14 protein-coding genes are annotated in these 18429 nt (G+C 61.5%); 6 read left to right on the forward strand and 8 right to left on the reverse strand.

Features of this window, described 5'->3' with window-relative positions:
* Positions 1–91: 91 nt before the first annotated feature.
* Positions 92–1123, forward strand: a complete 1032-nt coding sequence (gene rsgA, locus EC919_RS13245) for a small ribosomal subunit biogenesis GTPase RsgA (protein ID WP_065987812.1) — start codon at positions 92–94, stop codon at positions 1121–1123.
* Between the two features lie 214 nt (positions 1124–1337).
* Here the strand turns inward: rsgA and motB are convergent, their stop codons facing one another.
* Together motB and motA are read right to left on the reverse strand one after the other, a co-directional pair.
* Positions 1338–2393 (reverse strand): flagellar motor protein MotB, encoded by a 1056-nt coding sequence (motB, locus tag EC919_RS13250; RefSeq protein WP_133774555.1) that lies wholly within the window; start codon positions 2391–2393, stop codon positions 1338–1340.
* A gap of 3 nt (positions 2394–2396) precedes the next feature.
* The gene (motA, locus tag EC919_RS13255; protein WP_037015764.1) at positions 2397–3248 is read right to left on the reverse strand and encodes a flagellar motor stator protein MotA; all 852 of its coding nucleotides are present in this window, start codon (positions 3246–3248) and stop codon (positions 2397–2399) included.
* A gap of 211 nt (positions 3249–3459) precedes the next feature.
* On the opposite strand from motA, the gene EC919_RS13260 reads away from it, so the two are divergent.
* From EC919_RS13260 to EC919_RS13275, 4 genes are all read left to right on the forward strand, one after another.
* Positions 3460–4995, forward strand: coding sequence for an HDOD domain-containing protein (locus tag EC919_RS13260; protein WP_133774557.1), 1536 nt, complete (start codon positions 3460–3462; stop codon positions 4993–4995).
* Between the two features lie 46 nt (positions 4996–5041).
* Positions 5042–5857 (forward strand): thiosulfate sulfurtransferase, encoded by an 816-nt coding sequence (rhdA, locus tag EC919_RS13265; protein ID WP_133774559.1) that lies wholly within the window; start codon positions 5042–5044, stop codon positions 5855–5857.
* A gap of 54 nt (positions 5858–5911) precedes the next feature.
* Positions 5912–6781 (forward strand): archaetidylserine decarboxylase, encoded by an 870-nt coding sequence (gene asd / locus EC919_RS13270; protein WP_166650544.1) that lies wholly within the window; start codon positions 5912–5914, stop codon positions 6779–6781.
* A gap of 284 nt (positions 6782–7065) precedes the next feature.
* Positions 7066–8850 carry a molecular chaperone gene (locus EC919_RS13275; RefSeq protein ID WP_133774562.1) on the forward strand — a complete coding sequence of 595 codons (1785 nt, stop codon included), beginning with the start codon at positions 7066–7068 and terminating at the stop codon, positions 8848–8850.
* A gap of 43 nt (positions 8851–8893) precedes the next feature.
* On the opposite strand, the gene serB is transcribed toward EC919_RS13275, so the two are convergent.
* Positions 8894–10111, reverse strand: a complete 1218-nt coding sequence (serB, locus tag EC919_RS13280; RefSeq protein ID WP_133774563.1) for a phosphoserine phosphatase SerB — start codon at positions 10109–10111, stop codon at positions 8894–8896.
* A gap of 130 nt (positions 10112–10241) precedes the next feature.
* Here serB and EC919_RS13285 point away from each other — a divergent pair, with 130 nt between their 5' ends.
* Positions 10242–11771: a HAMP domain-containing protein gene (locus tag EC919_RS13285; protein WP_133774564.1), complete on the forward strand. Its 1530-nt coding sequence runs from the start codon at positions 10242–10244 to the stop codon at positions 11769–11771.
* Between the two features lie 54 nt (positions 11772–11825).
* On the opposite strand, the gene EC919_RS13290 is transcribed toward EC919_RS13285, so the two are convergent.
* The 5 genes from EC919_RS13290 to parE form a co-directional block, all read right to left on the reverse strand.
* Entirely contained in the window at positions 11826–12533 is a 708-nt protein-coding gene (locus tag EC919_RS13290; protein WP_166650536.1) for a PqiC family protein, read from the reverse strand.
* A 180-nt stretch (positions 12534–12713) separates the two neighbouring features.
* Positions 12714–14981 (reverse strand): DNA topoisomerase IV subunit A, encoded by a 2268-nt coding sequence (parC, locus tag EC919_RS13295; protein ID WP_133774565.1) that lies wholly within the window; start codon positions 14979–14981, stop codon positions 12714–12716.
* Positions 14982–14991: 10 nt separating this feature from the next.
* Positions 14992–15474 (reverse strand): retropepsin-like aspartic protease family protein, encoded by a 483-nt coding sequence (locus tag EC919_RS13300; protein WP_208294979.1) that lies wholly within the window; start codon positions 15472–15474, stop codon positions 14992–14994.
* Between the two features lie 35 nt (positions 15475–15509).
* Complete coding sequence (locus EC919_RS13305; RefSeq protein WP_166650537.1) at positions 15510–16487, reverse strand: esterase-like activity of phytase family protein; 978 nt, start codon at positions 16485–16487, stop codon at positions 15510–15512.
* Entirely contained in the window at positions 16487–18391 is a 1905-nt protein-coding gene (gene parE, locus EC919_RS13310; protein WP_122533837.1) for a DNA topoisomerase IV subunit B, read from the reverse strand. The genes EC919_RS13305 and parE overlap by 1 nt, the downstream gene beginning before the upstream one ends.
* Positions 18392–18429 lie beyond the last annotated feature (38 nt).

Consider the following 18429-nt stretch of genomic DNA (forward strand, 5'->3'; position numbering starts at 1 on the left):
GCGCAGTTTAGCCCACCCGGGCGTGCTAGACTCGCCCGCGCTTTATCAAATCAGCACCTTTATGCGTCTTCAAACGGAACACTGAACACCCATGGCCAAACGCCAACTCAATCGCCGCCAGAACTGGCGCATCGAAAAGATTCAGGGCGAGCGCGCAGCGCGTGCCGCCAAACGTGAATCAACCGCTCTCGAAACGCTGGAAGGCGGCGATCTCGGTCCCGAGCAAACGGGCCTGGTCATCGCGCACTTTGGCGTGCAGGTAGAAGTCGAAGCGCAGGACGGCGAGCTGCAGGGTCAGGTTTTCCGCTGCCACTTGCGTGCCAACCTGCCCGCATTGGTGACCGGCGACCGAGTCGTCTGGCGCGCTGGCAATCAGGGCATCGGCGTCATCGTTGCGCAGTTGCCCCGCGATACAGAATTGAGCCGCCCGGACAGCCGGGGCCAACTCAAGCCGGTCGCTGCCAACGTTGACCTGATCGTCATCGTCTTTGCGCCGATGCCCGAACCCCACGCCAATCTGATCGACCGCTACCTGGTGGCCGCTGAGCATGCGGGGATTCGCCCGTTGTTGCTGCTGAACAAATTCGACTTGATCGACGATCAGAATGCGCCTGCGCTCAATGCGCTGCTGGCGGTGTACCGCACGTTGGGTTATCCGGTGCTGGAAGTGTCGGCCCACCACGGCGATGGCATGCAGCAGTTACAGGACCAGCTGGATGGCCACATCAGTGTGTTCGTCGGTCAGTCCGGCGTCGGCAAATCCTCGCTGGTCAACAGCCTGCTGCCGGAAGTCGGCACGCGCGTCGGGCCGTTGTCGGAGTATTCGGGCCAGGGCACGCACACCACGACCACCGCGCGCCTGTTCCATTTCCCGCGCGGCGGCGACCTGATCGACTCACCGGGTATTCGTGAATTCGGCCTGGGCCACGTCAGCCGTGCAGACGTCGAAGCAGGCTTCATCGAGTTCAACGACCTGCTCGGCCGATGCCGCTTCCGCGACTGCAAACACGACCGTGAACCCGGTTGTGCGTTGTTGCAGGGGCTTGCAGACGGCCGCGTGCAGCAGCAGCGCATGAACAGCTATCGCTCGATCATCGCAAGCCTGCCGGAAAGCAGTTACTGACGGGCGCCGCCCAGTGCGGCGCTGGTGTCCGAGATCAATTGTGGGAGCCGGCTTGCTGGCGAATGCGGTGGATCCGTTAAGCTGCCGTGCCTGACCTGACGCGTTCGCCAGCAAGCCGGCTCCTACGGACTTCACCGTTCCGGATGAAAGGGTTTAAGAGCGCAAACAAAAACGCCGCGATCATCGCGGCGTTTTTGTGTCTGCAACCCAGGTATCAGTTCTTGGTTTCGTCGATCTTCAGCTGGCCCTGATCGAAGATGTTCAGCTTCTGCCGAATCTCGTGGGGCTGGGCGTAAGCCTGCGGATCAACTGCCGGTGTGGAAATCGACGCCCCCGGCTGATTGGCCGGTGCGGTAGCGCCAGGTGCCGGCAGTGGCGCAGCGGCGCCTGGGGCATCCGGCGTTTGCGGTGCTTCACCAGAATTCTGCGCGCCTTCAATACGCTGCTGCGCTTTCTTGGTCATCACCACAATGTCGATGCGACGGTTGATCGGATTTTGCGGGTGCTCCTTGTCATACAGTGCCGAAGACGCATAACCCACTACGCGCGCCACCTGCTGATCCGGATAACCTCCCGCGAGCAGCGCACGGCGAGCAGCGTTCGCTCGACCGGACGACAGCTCCCAGTTGCCGAAGCCATTGTTGCCGACAAAAGGCGTCGCGTCGGTGTGACCACTGATGCTGACTTTGTTCGGCACCGCTTTGATGGTGTCGGCCATGGCCAACAAAATGTCTTCGAAATACGGTTTGAGCTTCGCACTGCCGATGTCAAACATCGGGCGGTTTTCGGCATCCGTGATCTGGATGCGCAAGCCGTCCTGGGTGATCTCGAACAGGATCTGGTCCTTGAACTTCGCCAGTTGCGGATTTTCGTTGATCTTGGTCTGCAGCTCTTGCATCAGCATCTCCAGACGGTCCTGCTCGACCTGCTCGGCGGCGGCGTCCTGCTGGTCCGCATCGACCGGCACGCGATCCGGGGCCGGAGTGGATTGCACCTCCGGGTTGAGCGTCTGGTTAGGGGACATTTCGGGCGAACCGCCCAGGTCAATCACGTAAGGCGAGCCGCTGTCGGAAAACCCGACCGGGTCCTTGAAGTAACCGGCGATGGCGAGCAGTTGTTCGGGCGTGGCCGAAGACATCAGCCACAGCACCAGGAAGAACGCCATCATCGCCGTCGCGAAGTCGGCAAATGCGATTTTCCAGGCGCCGCCGTGATGCCCTCCGCCGTAGCGCTTGACGCGCTTTATGATGATCGGCTGATTATTTTCCATGGATCAACGACCGCGAACAGCTTGTTCCAGCTCGCTGAAGCTGGGGCGATGGGCCGGATACAGAACCTTGCGACCGAACTCCACGGCCAGCGAAGGCGGTACGCCGGACGCTGACGCTACGAGCGACGCCTTGATCGATTCATAGACGTTCATTTCTTCCTTGGCATCGTGGGCCAGGGAAGTGGCCAACGGGCCGAAGAAACCGTACGCCGCGAGAATACCGAAGAACGTACCGACCAGGGCCGCACCGACGTGCATGCCGATCGCCGCTTTGTCGCCGGAACCCAGGGAGGCCATGGTCACCACGATACCCAGTACCGCAGCAACGATACCGAAGCCTGGCATGGCATCGGCAACACCGGTCACTGCGTGGGAAGGATGCTCGAGCTCTTCTTTCATGCTCAGCAGTTCCATGTCGAACAAGCCTTCCAGCTCGTGGGGCGCCATGTTGCCGGAGGACATGATGCGCAGGTAATCGCAGATGAAGGCGATCATGCGGGTGTCTTTGAGCACGCCAGGGTATTTGGCGAAAATCGGGCTGTTCTCAGGCTCTTCGATGTCGCCTTCGATGGCCATCATGCCTTCGCGACGACTCTTGTTGAGGATCTCGTAGACCAGGCCCAGCACTTCGAGGTAATAGCCGTGGGTGAACCGGGTGCTGAACATCTTCAAGGACTTCTTGATGACCAGCATGGTCATATAGCCCGGGTTGGCTTGCAGGAATGCACCCAGCGCCGCACCGCCGATGATCATGACCTCGAAAGGCTGGATCAACGCAGCGATCTGACCGTGGGACAGTACGTATCCGCCGAGAACGCTCGCGAAAACGACGATGATGCCGATAATTTTTGCCATAGGTAGAAAATACTTACTGAGTCGGGTTCATGGTCATTGTGCGAGAAGCGCTTGAAACTCTTGTCCTGCTTATCGGCATGAATGCGCCAGACTATAGTCAGATCACAGGAAAATGCTGACCGAGGTGTCGCGCCGGACGTTGCGCCACCAAGGCCAGCATGAAGCCAGTATCTAACATCGATCTAACCTCCCAGCCGTACGGGTGTTGTGAATGCAATCAGATAAAGCTTCTTCGCTACCTGTCCCGCGCACCCTGGATCACTGGATCAAACAGCTCGACGGCATCGCCTTGCCCGTGCCTGCGGTGGCGTATCAGCGCGTACAGGCGGCATTGACCGACAGTCGACGCTCGCTGCGCGATATTGCCGATCTCATGCAGGACAGCCCTGCGCTGGTGCTCAACGTTTTGCGCGAAGCCAACCTGAACAGCCCCGCCACAGCCCAGCCTGCGGAGAGTCTTGAAGTCGCCATCAACCGATTGGGGCTGGCGCGCACCGAAGCGCTGTTGGCGCGCCTGCCCAGTGTCGATGCACGGGATATCCCGGTGGCGTTGCGTCAGATCCAGATGATCAGTCAGCACGCCATGCAACAGGCTTACGGCCTGTTCGCCAATCAACTGGCCCGGCTGTGGCAGGACATCCATTTGGGCAGCCTGTTGTTCCTCTCGCCGCTGTGGCCGATGGCACTGGCGCATCCCAAACTGCTGGAAGAGTGGGAATTGCGGGTTATCCACAAGGGCGAGTGCGCGAAGACTGTGGAAAACGCGCTGTTTGGCGTGCGGCTGGTGCATTTGTGTCAGGCGCTGGCGCGGCACTGGCGCCTGCCGATCTGGGTGACCCAGGGCTACGATCTGCTGACCTCCCAGCAACGCAATCTGGTGAGAGTGCTGCGTATCGCCCACAGCAACAGCGACCCGCTCAAACAGCAACAGCAACTCGACGCTGACCTGCCGCTGCGACGCTGGCTCAATCAGCCCGCCAATACGATTCTGCTGGCCAACGGTCTCGCGCTGTCGGCGCACCAGGCCTGGGACACACCGCACAACCTGCGCTGGCAGCTGCTGACCAGCCTGTATCTGCAACAGTCACTGGATGATCTGCAACAGCAGGTTCACCAGAACGCAGCGGCCAGCGCGCGTCAGCATGGCGGCCCGGACGTCTGGCACCCGGCGCAGGCTTTGCTCTGGCCGTGGAATGCACGACGAGTGCACAACGGCTTGCTACCCGCCCCACCACCCTCGCCCGACGCCTTGCAGCTGTGGCGCAAGCACTGCGCGGATCTGCTGAAAGAGCCCGGCATTTTCATCAACGCGATACACCTGACCACCTGCGCCCGGGATGCCCTGGTGGCAGCGGGGATGCAGCGGGTGGTTTTGCTGATGACCGATCGCAAGACCGACAGCCTGCGCGTGCATCAGATCGCGGGAGTGGACAAGTCGGCCGCTGCGTTGCTGGTCCCTTACAAAGACAGCACCGTGCTGCAACGCCTGCTCGCCCAACCCACACAATTGCGCCTGACGCCGGCCAACAACGCTCAGTTTTCGGCGCTGCTGCCAGCGCAACTGCGCAATCTGTTCAGCGGGGAACACCTGCTGATTCGCTCACTGGCCAGTAATGGCCGTGTGGTGATGATGGTGGTGGCCGACCAGGGCGGCGTGCCGTTTCCCGAAGTCTCTGTACAGGCTTTCGGAAGAACCGGTCAGTGCATCGAGAAAGCCCTCACCACCTTTAGCCATCGCAATGGCTGACGGCTGAGCTACAATTCGCAACCTTTTCGCGATCCGGAGACGCTAGATGTCTGCCTTTTCAAGCTTGCCGCTGGTCATCGAGCCCGCAGACCTGCAAGCACGCCTCAGCGCGCCAGAGCTTATTCTGGTCGACCTGACCAGCCCGGCCCGCTACGAGGCCGGGCACATCCCGGGTGCCCGATTCGTCGATCCGAAACGCACGCAACTGGGCCTGCCACCTGCGCCGGGGCTGCTGCCCTCGCACGCACATCTGGAAGCGCTGTTCGGCGAACTGGGCCACAACCCTGACGCGGTGTACGTGGTTTATGACGACGAAGGCGGTGGCTGGGCCGGTCGGTTCATCTGGCTGCTCGACGTCATCGGACACAAAAAGTATCACTATATCGACGGTGGCCTGCTCGCCTGGCAAGCCGAAGGCCTGCCACTGTCGACAGAGGTGCCAAAAGCAGTCGGCGGTCCGGTTTCGCTGACCTTGCACGACGAGCCCACGGCCACCCGCGAATACCTGCAAAGCCGCCTCGGCGCCGCTGACCTGGCGATTTGGGACGCTCGCGCACCAACTGAATATTCCGGCGAAAAAGTCGTCGCCGCCAAGGGAGGCCACATTCCCGGCGCCGTGAATTTCGAGTGGACCGCCGGCATGGACCAGGCACGCCACCTGCGCATCCGCAAGGACATGCCGCAGATCCTCAAAGACCTGGGCATCACCCCGGAGAAAGAAATCATTACTCACTGCCAGACCCATCACCGCTCGGGCTTCACCTATCTGGTGGCCAAGGCGCTGGGCTACCCGAGGGTCAAGGGCTACGCCGGCTCCTGGGGCGAGTGGGGCAACCATCCTGACACTCCGGTCGAGAAATAAAACCGGCGCCCGACATGGCGCAGCTCCGTATTCCCCTTTTCGAACGTTTTAGGAATCTTGATGAAACAGCGTCTGTTTATCCTTTTCCAGTATCTGCTTCCCCATCATCTGCTGTCGCAACTGGCCGGCTGCGTGGCCGAATGCCGCGTGCGCTGGTTCAAGAACGCTTTCACGCAGTGGTTTGCGCGCCGCTATCAGGTCGACATGTCCCAGGCTCAGGTCGAGGACATCACCGGTTATCAGCACTTCAATGATTTCTTCACCCGCGCTCTAAAGCCTGGCGCGCGCCCATTGGACCCAACGCCGGGCGCGATCCTTTCCCCTGCCGACGGTGCGGTCAGCCAACTGGGCCCCATCGAACACGGCCGGATTTTTCAGGCCAAAGGCCACAGCTACAGCGTACTGGAACTGCTGGGCGGCGACGCGCGCCTGTCCGCGCCGTTCATGGGTGGCGAATTCGCAACCGTTTATCTGTCACCGAAGGATTATCACCGCGTTCACATGCCGCTCGCCGGCACCCTGCGCGAGATGGTCTACGTGCCAGGCCGGCTGTTCTCGGTAAACCAGACCACCGCGGAAAACGTGCCGGAGCTGTTCGCCCGTAACGAGCGCGTGGTGTGCCTGTTCGACACCGAACGCGGTCCGATGGCCGTCGTGCTGGTCGGCGCCATGATCGTTGCCTCGATTGAAACCGTGTGGGCAGGTCTGGTCACGCCGCCCAAGCGCGAGCTCAAGACTTTCCGCTACGACGAAGCAGCGCGCGCGCCTATTCATCTGGAAAAGGGGGCTGAGCTGGGTCGCTTCAAACTGGGCTCCACGGCCATCGTGCTGTTCGGCCCGAATCAGGTGAAGTGGTCCGAGCTGCTGGCGGCCGGTTCGCCCGTTCAGATGGGTCAGGGCCTCGCGCTGCCGATGCAGGCCTGATTCTTGCCTTAACTAATACCTATGGGGCGTGATGCTGTTTTTCTGGCGCGAACTGCTTTGAGCCGTCGCGCAGCATGACGCTTCATCAGGGATTGCGGGGCTGGGTGCAGGACAATGTGCCCAAGCTGCGACGGTTGCAGGATGCTGCTAGAGTCCAGTGGTCAGCGCTGTAGGAAACTTCGCTTTCTGTGGACGTAAATGTGCTCTTTTCGCTCGGCGAGGGTGATGGCCCCGGAGCTCGACGCCGCCGTTCAGGCCTGTAGTTGTTGGAGTTTGCCTGTCACATGAGTAATTTAAGCCTCCCACTGTTGTTGCGCGCACCTGTGCCGACGCAGTCGAGCCTGTCGTTCTGTGACGCGACGCCCAAAGACATGAAGCGCTGGATCGCCACGCTGCCCAAGGCCAATCTCGGTGAAATGGCCCGTCAGCTCTATCAAGGGCTTGGCGAGCTGAACCAGTTGCTTACCCCCAGCGACAACCGCATGCAGCTCCTCGAACTGCTTCGCCCGGAAGTCTTTTTCGTGTGCAAGCACCTGGAGCGTCACTTCCTGAACCAGTCGGTCGTTCTCGAAGAGCGTCCGCGCAAGGTCGCCAACCTGTGCCAGGCCCTGCAGAACCACCTTGCCATTGGCTACAAACAGATCATCGCGCGGGTCGCGGTCAAGCTCGGCAAAGACCGTATCGGCCTGCTGACCACCGCTCTTCAGCGCGCGCTCAGCTGCCTGAACGGGCCGCTGATCCGCGCCAATCAACTTTACTGCCCGGTGCAGGACGGCCTGTGGCTGGAGCTGCACCAGATCTATCAGATCGCCCGCCAGCATCAATTGCAGAACGTACCTGTTGCCGACAGTCTCGCCCACAACACTCAGGCGATGAGCGTTGAACAAACGTATATCGTTGCGCTGCTGATGGGCTGTTCGCGCTGCAATCAAATGCGCCAGCACAATATCGGCAAACTGGCCGAGGCGCTGGATGCGTGGAGCGCGATGGTCACGTTGCAGCAGCCGCTGGACAGCGACAGCCTGTACGCGGTGTCGCCAGGTACGGACACGGCGCCGCGCTATGCCGCACTGTATGACGACGATCAGCGGCCGAACCTGCTTGGCATCAACCCCCGCCCTCTGTCGGCGGCACTGGAACGCTATACCGAAACGCCCGTTGAAGAACGTTCGAAGTCCGCCCTGAAAGTGCCGCCGGGGTTATCCATCGATGTCCTCCAACACCTTGCCGCCGCTTGGGGTGATGTGTCGGAGCGTGCGTTTCAACGCACGCCGGGGCAAGGAACGCTGACCGTCTGCGTGGGCATGAGCGCGCTGCATTATTACGTCGGCGGCCAGCAGTCCTTCAGCGATCTACTGCAGATGTCGACCCTGTCCAGAGTGGCCGAATACTCGCTGCAGCCCTTGAAGCCGGTGAAGCTTGATCCGTGGGCGGAGACGGCGGACGCGCAACGTAACGGCACATCGAACAGCATGCTGCCGTTCGAGGAAATCGAGTACAAGCGCGACGATGCCGAAGCCAGCGCGGCGTCCGACGGGCAAAAGAGCTTTCCGACGTACGCCCTGCATATCGTCAATCACAGCCCGGGGGGCTACTGCCTGGCCTGGCCCAAAGAAGTACCGGACCAGTTGCAGGCCGGTGAGATGATCGGCATTCAGGACCATGGCCACGGCTGGAGCATTGCGGTAGTGCGCTGGGTGCGGCAAGTGCGCGGCGGTGGGATGCAGATGGGCGTTGAACTGATTGCGCCCTTCGCCCAGGCCTGCGGCATGCAGCTGACACGCGCCGAACAGAGCAGTCAGTTCCTCCGCGCCCTGCTGCTGCCGGAGGTTCGCGCCATCGACGTCCCCGCGACGGTCATTGCCCCGCGCCTGCCGTTCGAGGACGGCTCCAAGGTGCTGATCAACACCAGTGGCGAACAGCGAAGCGCGAGCTTGAGCAACCGTCGGGCGACGACGGGCAGCTACAACCAGTTTGAATATCAGATTATTGAAGGCCCGAAAAAGGCGGCGCAGCCAGATGCCGGCGGCCCGGAGCAGGAATTCGATTCGCTGTGGACGGTGCTCTGAGCCATCGAGGCATCCGTTGCAGATGCCTCAATGCCCACGCTAGTTAAGCGCTGCGCCCTTCCCGATCGCGGAATCCCAGCAAATACAGCACGCCGTCCAGACCCAGCGTCGAGATGGCCTGTTTCGCCGACTGCCTGACCAGCGGCTTGGCGCGGAACGCCACACCCAGGCCGGCGATCGCGAGCATCGGCAGGTCATTGGCGCCATCGCCCACTGCGATGGTCTGCTCCAGACTCAACCCTTCCTTGCTGGCGAGTTCGCGCAGCAGATCGGCCTTGCGCTGGGCGTCGACGATCGGCTCGATCGCGTTGCCGGTGCACTTGCCGTCCACCACTTCCAGCTCATTGGCGAAGATGTAGTCAATACCCAGTTTGGCCTGCAGCTGGCGAGCGAAGTAGGTGAAGCCCCCCGACAGGATCGCGGTCTTGTAACCCAGCCGCTTGAGTTCGGCGAACAGGGTTTCAGCGCCTTCCGTCAAACGCAACGAAGCGCCGATCTCATCCAGCACCTTCACATCCAGGCCTTTAAGCAGCGCCAGTCGCTCTTTGAAACTGGCGCGGAAGTCCAGTTCGCCCCGCATGGCGCGCTCGGTGATCTCCGACACGCGCTCACCGACGCCGTGGGCCTTGGCCAGTTCGTCGATAACCTCGGCTTCGATCAGCGTCGAATCCATGTCGAACACCGCCAGACGACGGTTGCGGCGGAACAGTGAATCCTGCTGAAACGCGATATCGACGTTCAGCTCCTGGGCAACGTGGAGGAACTCGGCCTGCATCTGCTGAGGATCGACCGGCTCGCCGCGCACGGAAAACTCGATGCAGCCCTTGCTCTTCTCGGTGGGCATGTCCAGCGGCATGCGTCCGGAAAGGCGATCGATGCGGTCGATGTTCAAGCCATATTTGGCAGTGATCGCGCTGACCGTTTGCAGCTGCTCGGCGGTGACCTTGCGCGTCAGCAGCGTCACGATGTGCCGCGCCTTGCCCTGACCGTCTACCCAATGCTGATAATCAGCTTCGGACACGTGGGTAAAGCGCACTTGCTGGCCCAATTGGTCGACTGTCGCTTGCACGTTCCGGCGCACTGCCGCGCCTGCCTCGGTGTCGGGGATCTCGACCAGAAGGCCGAACGACAGCGCGTCGTGAATCACCGCCTGACCGATGTCGAGAATGTTCACGCCGCCTTGGGCCAGCACACCGGTGATGGCCGCAGTGAGACCCGGACGGTCTACACCGGTGATGTTTATCAGGACGATTTCGCGCAAGGCGCACCCCCGCAGTTGAAAAAAACCGCATTCTACGCACTTTCAGTGACCGCCGGGCACAGCCAGCGCTTTGCCGCCACAGGGTCGCTCGCTATACTGCGCCCCAACTTCACCAAGAGAGCCGTGCTCAGTGAACCGGCCCACGCCAGTAAAAACCGATAATTTCTTCTTGCTGATCTTCCGGGCATTGCGTCATCGACGTGTACCGATTGCTTTGCGCATCGCCAGCCACAACGTGATCCTCGTCGCGCTGGCTCTGGTGATCTACGCCTGCGTCATGGGTTTGCAATTCAAGCAAGCCATGCATGAACAGGCTGACGCACTGGGGCAAGCCCTGACCACGCAGACCGCCACGTCCGCCACCGAGCTATTGGTGTCCAACGACATCCTCAGCCTCAACGTGCTGCTGGGCAATCTGGTGAAAAACCCGCTGGTGGCCCACGCCGCTATCTATAGCCCCGACAACCGCATTCTGGCCGAAGCCGGTCAGCGTCCGAAAAACGGCTTGCTGGGCGAGGCTGAAGGTCTGTACGAGATCAAGATCACGTTTCAGGATGTAGTCGCCGGCACGTTGCGGATCAGCCTGGACATGGCCCAGTTCCAGCAGCCGCTGACCATCAGCCTGCAGAGCATGGCGATTCTGGCCGGTATCCTGCTGGCACTGGCGCTAGCCTTGAGCCTTCGCCTGGGGCGCCATATTTCCACGCCGATGCTGCAACTGCGCATGTGGCTGCGCTACATCGATCCGTACACGCCGGCCACTGATCGTCAGGACGAGATCGGCGATCTGGCGCGTCAGCTGAAGACTTCCTACGCGCCGCCAGAGCCGGAACCGGCTCCCATTCCCGAGCCTGCCCAGGTCGAGGACGAGGACGACGCTTCGCCGGAGTTCGACAGCAGCGATCTGAGCGACCCTGACTTCGACGACGCGCCCAAGCCGCGTGCGACGGTGATTCCGGCACGACGCATCGCTGCCGAGGAAGATGAAGAAGACGAGGAGGATCCGTTTGCGGACCTTCGCGATCATTCTGCCGCCGCGCCAAAAGCCGTCCCGCGTCCGATCCTTCCTGTCGTGCCATCGCAACCGCAATACAGCGCCGTGCTGGCGGTACAGCTGGGTTCGCAGGAGCAACTGCGTCGGCTGCCGCGCACGCGCCTGACCGAGTTGCTCGAGCGCTACCGTGACTGCATCGATCAGGCTGCTTCGCTCTACGACAGCGAGCTGCACACCCTGAACGACGGCAGCTCACTCATGGTGTTCAGTACCCAGGACAGCGGCGATGACTACCTGACCAACGCGATCTGCTGCGGCGAGTTGCTGCGTGCATTGAGCCATGCGTTGCAGATCGAAGTCGCCGACAGCGGTATCACCCTGCAGCTGCAGCTGGGCCTGACACTGGGCGAAGGCTTGCATGGCATGAACCAGATCGATCTGCTGCTGACCGAAACTGCTCAGGACGCTCTGGCCCTTTCCCAACACAGCCGCAACCTCCTGCTGGTTGAGCGCAAGATCAGCGAAGATACGACCATCCGCCAGCGCGCGCGCATTCGCCCGATAGCGAGCCCTGAAGGTGCCAGTTGCGTGGAGCGTCTGATGGAGCCGTACCCGTCGATGCTGGAGCGCCAGTTGGCGCGCATGCACGAGGCGCGCAAGGTCTAAGCGCCACCCACAAAAAAGCCCGCATCGCTGCGGGCTTTTTTGTGGGCGCTGATGCTAGAAGCGGAACACTTCCAGATCGGTGCGAATCGGTGATGCCATAGGGATCTTTGGCTTGTCCTGATCCGTGCGGGTTTTCGCCGGCGCTACGGCCTTCTTGGGCGCGTCTGCCACGTACGGCTGGCTGGCGATGGGTTTGACCGCGACGCTCAGCTTGTCCGCCAGACGCTGCAACAGAATCCCTTGAGCCTTGACCTGCGCAGCTGAAGAGCCTGCGTGCGGTTCTTCCAGGTGAATCAGCTTGCTGTCGCGTACAGTGCCGCGACGGTCGAGCAAGCGCCATTGGGCATCGAGCACCGCAGGCTGCTTCTCGCCTGAATCCAGGCGGGTGATGGACAGGACCACCTGGACATCCGGCGTGAAGCTCGCCGCGGCAGGCGCCATGACCACGCGTTGACTGTCGAGCTTCCAGGCCAGTTGGCGCAGAAGCAGTTGATCGATATCGGCAGACAGGCTGCCGGCCCAGCGACCGTCAGTGGATGCCTTGAGGCTGCCGTCCGGCTGACGCTGCAATAATGTTTCACGTTGCAGGTAGTCAGCAATCGCCACAGGGCCCAGCAGAACTGCGACCCCGCCGGTGTGCTTCGGTTGCCCAGGATCGCCGCTGTCCAGCTGATAGAGCGAGGTGGGCTGATGAACGCTGCAACCGGCCAAACCCAGAACGCCGGTCAACAACAGAACACAGGGAACACGTAGAAAATTCATCATCCCGTCCAAGTGAACGCCGTGTAATGCGTCCACGCTGTTAAATACTTTGAAAACATGAAGGCATTCCGCCATGGCGGCGCCAGAGGACGTCATATCATCCGTGAATATGCGCATTGACTCCAGCGATTCTGCGTCGCTCTCGTGACGAAACGAAGAGCGACTGCCGAACCCACCGCTTTAGCCAGCGGTTTCCACCAATAGTGCATCGACGCGCTGGAATCCACGCGGCAGTTTGTTGCCCCGTCTTCCGCGTTCACCTTTGTAGTGTTCCAGATCGTCGGGCTTGAGCGAAAGATTGCGCTTGCCCGCCTGCAGCACCAGCGTGGCGCCATCAGGGACGACGGCCAGATCGGTCACGTACTCTTCCCGGCTGGCAACGCGCTCGCCCGGGATGCCAATGATCTTGTTGCCTTTGCCCTTGCCCAGCTGCGGCAGATCGCTGATTTTAAACACCAGCAAACGGCCTTCGGTGGTGACGGCGGCGAGCCAGTTGTGCTCACGATCCGGTACCGGGCGCGGCAGGATCACCTTGGCCCCGGCCGGCAAGCTCAGCAGCGCCTTGCCCGCCTTGTTCTTGGCCTGCAGGTCTTCACCCTTGACCACGAAACCGTAGCCGGCGTCGGAGGCGACCACGTACAGCGAATCGTCTTCCGGCATCAGCACACATTCGAAAGTCGCACCGGGCGGCGGCGTCAGACGACCGGTCAGCGGTTCGCCTTGGCCACGGGCCGATGGCAAGGTGTGCGACGGCACCGAATAACTGCGACCGGTGGAGTCGATAAACACCGCAAACTGGTTGGAACGACCCGGCGCCAGGGCCTTGAAGCCATCCCCGGCCTTATAAGAGAGCCCGGTGGCGTCGATTTCATGACCTTTGGCGGAGCGAACCCAGCCTTTTTCCGACAGGACGACCGTCACTTTCTCGTTCGGCAGCAGATCGTGTTCGGTCAGGGCTTTGGCTTCGGTACGCTCGACGATAGGCGAACGACGGTCGTCGCCATACGTTTCGGCATCCTTGATCAGCTCGGTACGTACCAGTTTCTTCAGCTTGGCCTCGCTGCTCAACAGGGCTTGCAGCTTGGCTTGTTCCTTGAGCAATTCATCCTGTTCGGCACGCAACTTCATTTCTTCCAGTCGCGCCAACTGACGCAAACGGGTGTCGAGAATGTAGTCAGCCTGGATTTCGCTCAGGGCGAAACGCGCGATCAGCGCGGCTTTCGGGTGCTCCTCGGTGCGGATGATGTGAATCACTTCATCCAGGTTGAGGTAAGCGATCAACAAACCATCCAACAGGTGCAAGCGACGCTCGACCTTGTCGAGGCGGAATTGCAGGCGACGACGCACGGTCTGTACCCGGAACTCCAACCACTCGACCAGCAATGCGCGCAGGTTTTTCAGCTGCGGCTTGCCGTCCAGGCCAATGATGTTGATGTTGACCCTGTAGCTCGACTCCAGCTCAGTGCTGGCGAATAGATGCTGCATCAGCGCATCGTGGTCGAAATTCTTGCGGGCGCCCGGGATGATCACGATCCGGCACGGGTTCTCGTGGTCGGATTCGTCACGCAGGTCAGCGATCTGAGGAGCCTTGGACGGCTTGGCCTGCATCATCGCCGCGATCTGCTCCAGCACCTTGGCACCGGACACCTGATGCGGCAGCGCGGTGACGATGATGTCGCCGTCTTCGATGTGGTACACGGCGCGCATACGCACCGAGCCTTTGCCGGTTTCGTACATTTTCAGCAGGTCGGCGCGGGGCGTGATGATTTCCGCTTCGGTTGGATAGTCCGGGCCCTGGATGTGCTCACAGAGCTGTTCGACCGTTGCTTTGGGCTCATCGAGCAAACGCACACAGGCTGTCGCGACTTCGCGCAGGTTGTGCGGCGGTACGTCGGTGGCCATGCCCACGGCGATGCCGGTGGTACCGTTGAGCAGGATATTCGGCAGGCGCGCCGGCAAAACTGCGGGCTCGTCCAGGGTGCCGTCGAAGTTCGGCACCCAGTCCGCGGTGCCCTGCCCCAGTTCGGAAAGCAGCACTTCGGAGTAACGCGACAGGCGCGCTTCGGTGTAGCGCATGGCGGCGAATGACTTGGGATCGTCCGGTGCACCCCAGTTGCCCTGGCCGTCGACCAGTGTGTAGCGATAGCTGAAGGGTTGCGCCATCAGCACCATGGCTTCGTAGCAGGCCGAGTCGCCGTGGGGGTGAAACTTGCCGAGCACGTCACCGACGGTACGCGCCGATTTCTTGTGCTTGGCGTCGGCGTCCAGGCCCAGCTCGCTCATCGCGTAGACGATGCGGCGCTGCACAGGCTTCAGGCCGTCGCCGATGTGCGGCAACGCCCGGTCCATGATCACGTACATGGAATAGTTGAGATAGGCCTGTTCGGTGAAGTCAGCCAGCGATCGGCGTTCTACGCCATCCAGGCTGAGGTCAAGGGAGTCGCTCATGCGGGCCTCATCATTTTGTCGTCTGGCGCAGCAGCAATGTGCCGCCGCGCTGTGTGAATTCGAGTTGTTTCACGGCGCTCATGCCCAGCAGCACCTGTTCACCATCCAGACCGGGCACCACCAGGGCGCGCACGTTGTTCAGGACGATGTCGCCAATCTGCAACCGTTGCAGCGTGGTCCGGAACGCGTCGGTGCGTCCGTTGGCCGTGCTCACCTGAACGCGCTCGCCACGCTCAAGGCGTAGGGCCTGCGCAACGCTCTCCGGCACGGCGACATTGGTCGCGCCGGTGTCGAGCATGAACTGTACGGGACGGGTATTTATCTGCCCGGTCATGACGAAATGCCCGTCACGATTGCTCGCCAGTGTCACCTCGACATAGCCGTCTCGATGTTCGGAGGCGACGATGGTATTCGGATTTTCCTGACGTTGCTCCCACTCGCCAAAAAACCGCGTCGCCAGAAACAGCGCCGCCGCCCAGGCGATGATCATCATCAGCCGCCCGGCGCGTCTGCCGGGAGGTGCCTGGGTCAAGGCTTGCCGCTCCAGCCACCCTCGGGCGCGGCAAAGCGCCAGACGACGGGACGTTTTTCGCCATCGGCGCGGACACCGAAATTGTTGTCCGTGCCGACCCAAGCGCCTTTTTCGTCGATGATCAGGGCCTCGGTCAGGCCGTATTTCTGGTCATACAGCCGGTTCGGCTGAAGCGCCTCTTTGGCGAACGACCAGCAGGTTTCCAGCTGACCTGTCGCCAGCGTCCGGCGGCAGATTCGGTACGCCGCGCGCTCAAGGGTGAACAGCTTGCCCTTGTACAGGGAGATGTCGGAAAAGTCCTTGGAGACCGGCTTGCCACCCAGCTCGGGCGGCAAAATATCATTGCCTGACTCGACTCGCAGAATGCAGCTGGCGTCACAGGCCCAGCCATCCTTGCCGAGCTTTGCCGTCAGCAGGCCGCGCTTGTCGCGCTCGGCGGCGAGCCAGAGTTGATCGCCTGCCGGATTGACCGCGATGCCTTCGAAGATGGCGTTGAAATGCTGCAGCATCCCGGCCGACTGCGCTTCCTCGACGATCTTCTTAGGCAGCTCCAGCCAGACCGCCGCACCGTCAACCGGCACTTTGAGTACGGCAGCATAGGCTTCGCTGACGAGGTAACGGTTGCCCGCCGCGTCGCAGCTCACGCCTTCGAAGTCCAGGTCACCGCCACGAATCAGCGCCGAGGCCTTGGCCATACCGCGCAGGGTCGCAGAAAGACCGCTGTCCGGAATCGGCGGGATGTCCAGCGTCTGGGCCTTGGCTTTCCAGACCGTTGCCGAGGTATCGAGGCTATAAAGCAGGGTGTCGTCCCGATCCGAAACGGTCCACAGCACGCCGTTGCAGGACGCGAGCCCGGACAGGTTGCCGCCGATCATGTCGTCGACCGGATGCTCCGACAGCAGCTTGAGCTCGGGCAACGGCGCGGCGAAAACGGGCGCGGCGATCAATAACAGCGCTGCAAACCAGCCCCGCATCAGACCAGCACCTCGGCCAGATTGCCTTTGGATTCGAGCCAGCTCTTGCGGTCGCCTGCGCGCTTCTTGGCCAGCAGCATGTCCATCATTTCCGACGTGGCTGCGAAGTCATCCAGGGTCAACTGCACCAGTCGGCGGGTGTTCGGGTCCATGGTGGTTTCGCGCAACTGCGGCGGGTTCATCTCACCCAGACCTTTAAATCGGGTGACCTGCGGCTTACCGCGCTTCTTCTCGGCCACGAGCCGGTCGAGAATGCCGTCGCGTTCGGCTTCGTCCAGGGCGTAATAAATGTCCTTGCCCAGGTCGATGCGGTACAGCGGCGGCATGGCGACATAGACGTGACCCGCATCCACCAGCGGGCGGAAATGCTGGACGAACAACGCGCACAGCAAGGTGGCAATGTGCAGACCGTCGGAGTCGGCGTCGGCGAGGATGCAGATTTTGCCGTAACGCAGCTGGCTCATGTCCGCAGCGCCCGGATCAACCCCGATCGCCACCGCAATGTTGTGCACCTCCTGGCTGGCGAGCACTTCGCCACCGTCGACTTCCCAGGTATTCAGGATCTTCCCGCGCAACGGCAGGATGGCTTGAAATTCCTTGTCCCGGGCCTGTTTGGCGGAGCCGCCCGCAGAGTCACCCTCGACCAGAAACAGCTCGGAGCGCATCGGGTCCTGACCCGCGCAATCCGCCAGCTTACCCGGCAGCGCCGGGCCTGACGTGATGCGTTTGCGCTCGACCTTTTTACTCGCCTTGAGACGACGACCGGCGTTGCTGATCGCCAGCTCGGCCAGTTGCATGCCCATCTCCGGGTGCGCATTGAGCCACAGACTGAAAGCATCCTTGACCACACCGGAGACGAACGCTGCTGCCTCACGGGACGACAGCCGCTCTTTGGTCTGGCCGGAGAATTGTGGCTCCTGCATCTTCATCGACAGCACGAAAGCGATGCGCTCCCAGACGTCTTCAGGTGCCAGTTTCACGCCGCGGGGAAGCAGATTGCGGAATTCGCAGAAGTCACGCATCGCGTCCAGCAGGCCCTGACGGAGCCCATTGACGTGGGTGCCGCCCTGGGCGGTCGGAATCAGGTTGACGTAACTTTCCTGAACGCTGTCCCCGCCCTCGGGCAACCACAACAGTGCCCAGTCGACGGCTTCTTTGTTGCCTGCGAAAACGCCGCAGAACGGCTCGTCCGGCAGACGCAGAAAGTCAGACACTGAGTCCTGCAGGTACGAGCGCAGACCGTCCTCGTAATGCCACTCGACCTTCTCGCCGGTGCCTTTGTCCTCGAAACTGACCAAAAGGCCCGGGCACAGAACCGCCTTGGCCTTGAGCACGTGCTTGAGGCGGCTGACGGAGAATTTCGGGGTGTCGAAGTATTTGGGGTCCGGCGCGAAGTACACGCTGGTGCCGGTATTGCGCTTGCCGACGGTGCCAATCACGGCCAGTTCGCTGGCTTTGTAGCCATCGGCAAAGGTCATTTCGTATTCGTTGCCATCGCGCTTGACCCGCACCCGTACCTGGGTCGAGAGCGCGTTGACCACGGAGATCCCGACGCCGTGCAGGCCGCCGGAGAACTGGTAGTTCTTGTTGGAGAATTTGCCGCCGGCGTGAAGCTTGGTGAGGATCAACTCGACGCCCGACACGCCCTCTTCCGGATGAATGTCCACGGGCATGCCGCGACCGTCGTCCGACACTTCCAGCGAGTTGTCGGCGTGCAGAATGACCTGCACAGATCGGGCGTGGCCTGCCAGCGCTTCATCGACGCTGTTGTCGATGACTTCCTGCGCCAGGTGGTTGGGGCGTGAGGTGTCGGTGTACATGCCCGGCCGTTTGCGGACCGGGTCGAGGCCCGAGAGGACTTCGATGGCGTCTGCGTTATAAGAGCTAGCGCTGGGATTGGCCATGGGGTCTCGTCATCAAGTCGTTCATGAAATTTCGGAGT

It is taken from the genome of Pseudomonas graminis (assembly GCF_004364335.1).
Classification (GTDB): Bacteria; Pseudomonadota; Gammaproteobacteria; order Pseudomonadales; family Pseudomonadaceae; genus Aquipseudomonas; species Aquipseudomonas graminis_D.

Excerpts from the sequence above, each read along its gene's own strand:
- motB (WP_133774555.1), bottom strand. The coding sequence starts at position 2,393 with ATGGAAAATAATCAGCCGATCATCATAAAGCGCGTCAAGCGCTACGGC.
- parE (WP_122533837.1), bottom strand. The coding sequence starts at position 18,391 with ATGGCCAATCCCAGCGCTAGCTCTTATAACGCAGACGCCATCGAAGTC.
- EC919_RS13275 (WP_133774562.1), top strand. The coding sequence starts at position 7,066 with ATGAGTAATTTAAGCCTCCCACTGTTGTTGCGCGCACCTGTGCCGACG.
- rsgA (WP_065987812.1), top strand. The coding sequence starts at position 92 with ATGGCCAAACGCCAACTCAATCGCCGCCAGAACTGGCGCATCGAAAAG.
- rhdA (WP_133774559.1), top strand. The coding sequence starts at position 5,042 with ATGTCTGCCTTTTCAAGCTTGCCGCTGGTCATCGAGCCCGCAGACCTG.
- EC919_RS13300 (WP_208294979.1), bottom strand. The coding sequence starts at position 15,474 with ATGATGATCATCGCCTGGGCGGCGGCGCTGTTTCTGGCGACGCGGTTT.
- parC (WP_133774565.1), bottom strand. The coding sequence starts at position 14,981 with ATGAGCGACTCCCTTGACCTCAGCCTGGATGGCGTAGAACGCCGATCG.
- EC919_RS13260 (WP_133774557.1), top strand. The coding sequence starts at position 3,460 with ATGCAATCAGATAAAGCTTCTTCGCTACCTGTCCCGCGCACCCTGGAT.
- motA (WP_037015764.1), bottom strand. The coding sequence starts at position 3,248 with ATGGCAAAAATTATCGGCATCATCGTCGTTTTCGCGAGCGTTCTCGGC.
- EC919_RS13290 (WP_166650536.1), bottom strand. The coding sequence starts at position 12,533 with ATGAATTTTCTACGTGTTCCCTGTGTTCTGTTGTTGACCGGCGTTCTG.
- EC919_RS13305 (WP_166650537.1), bottom strand. The coding sequence starts at position 16,487 with ATGCGGGGCTGGTTTGCAGCGCTGTTATTGATCGCCGCGCCCGTTTTC.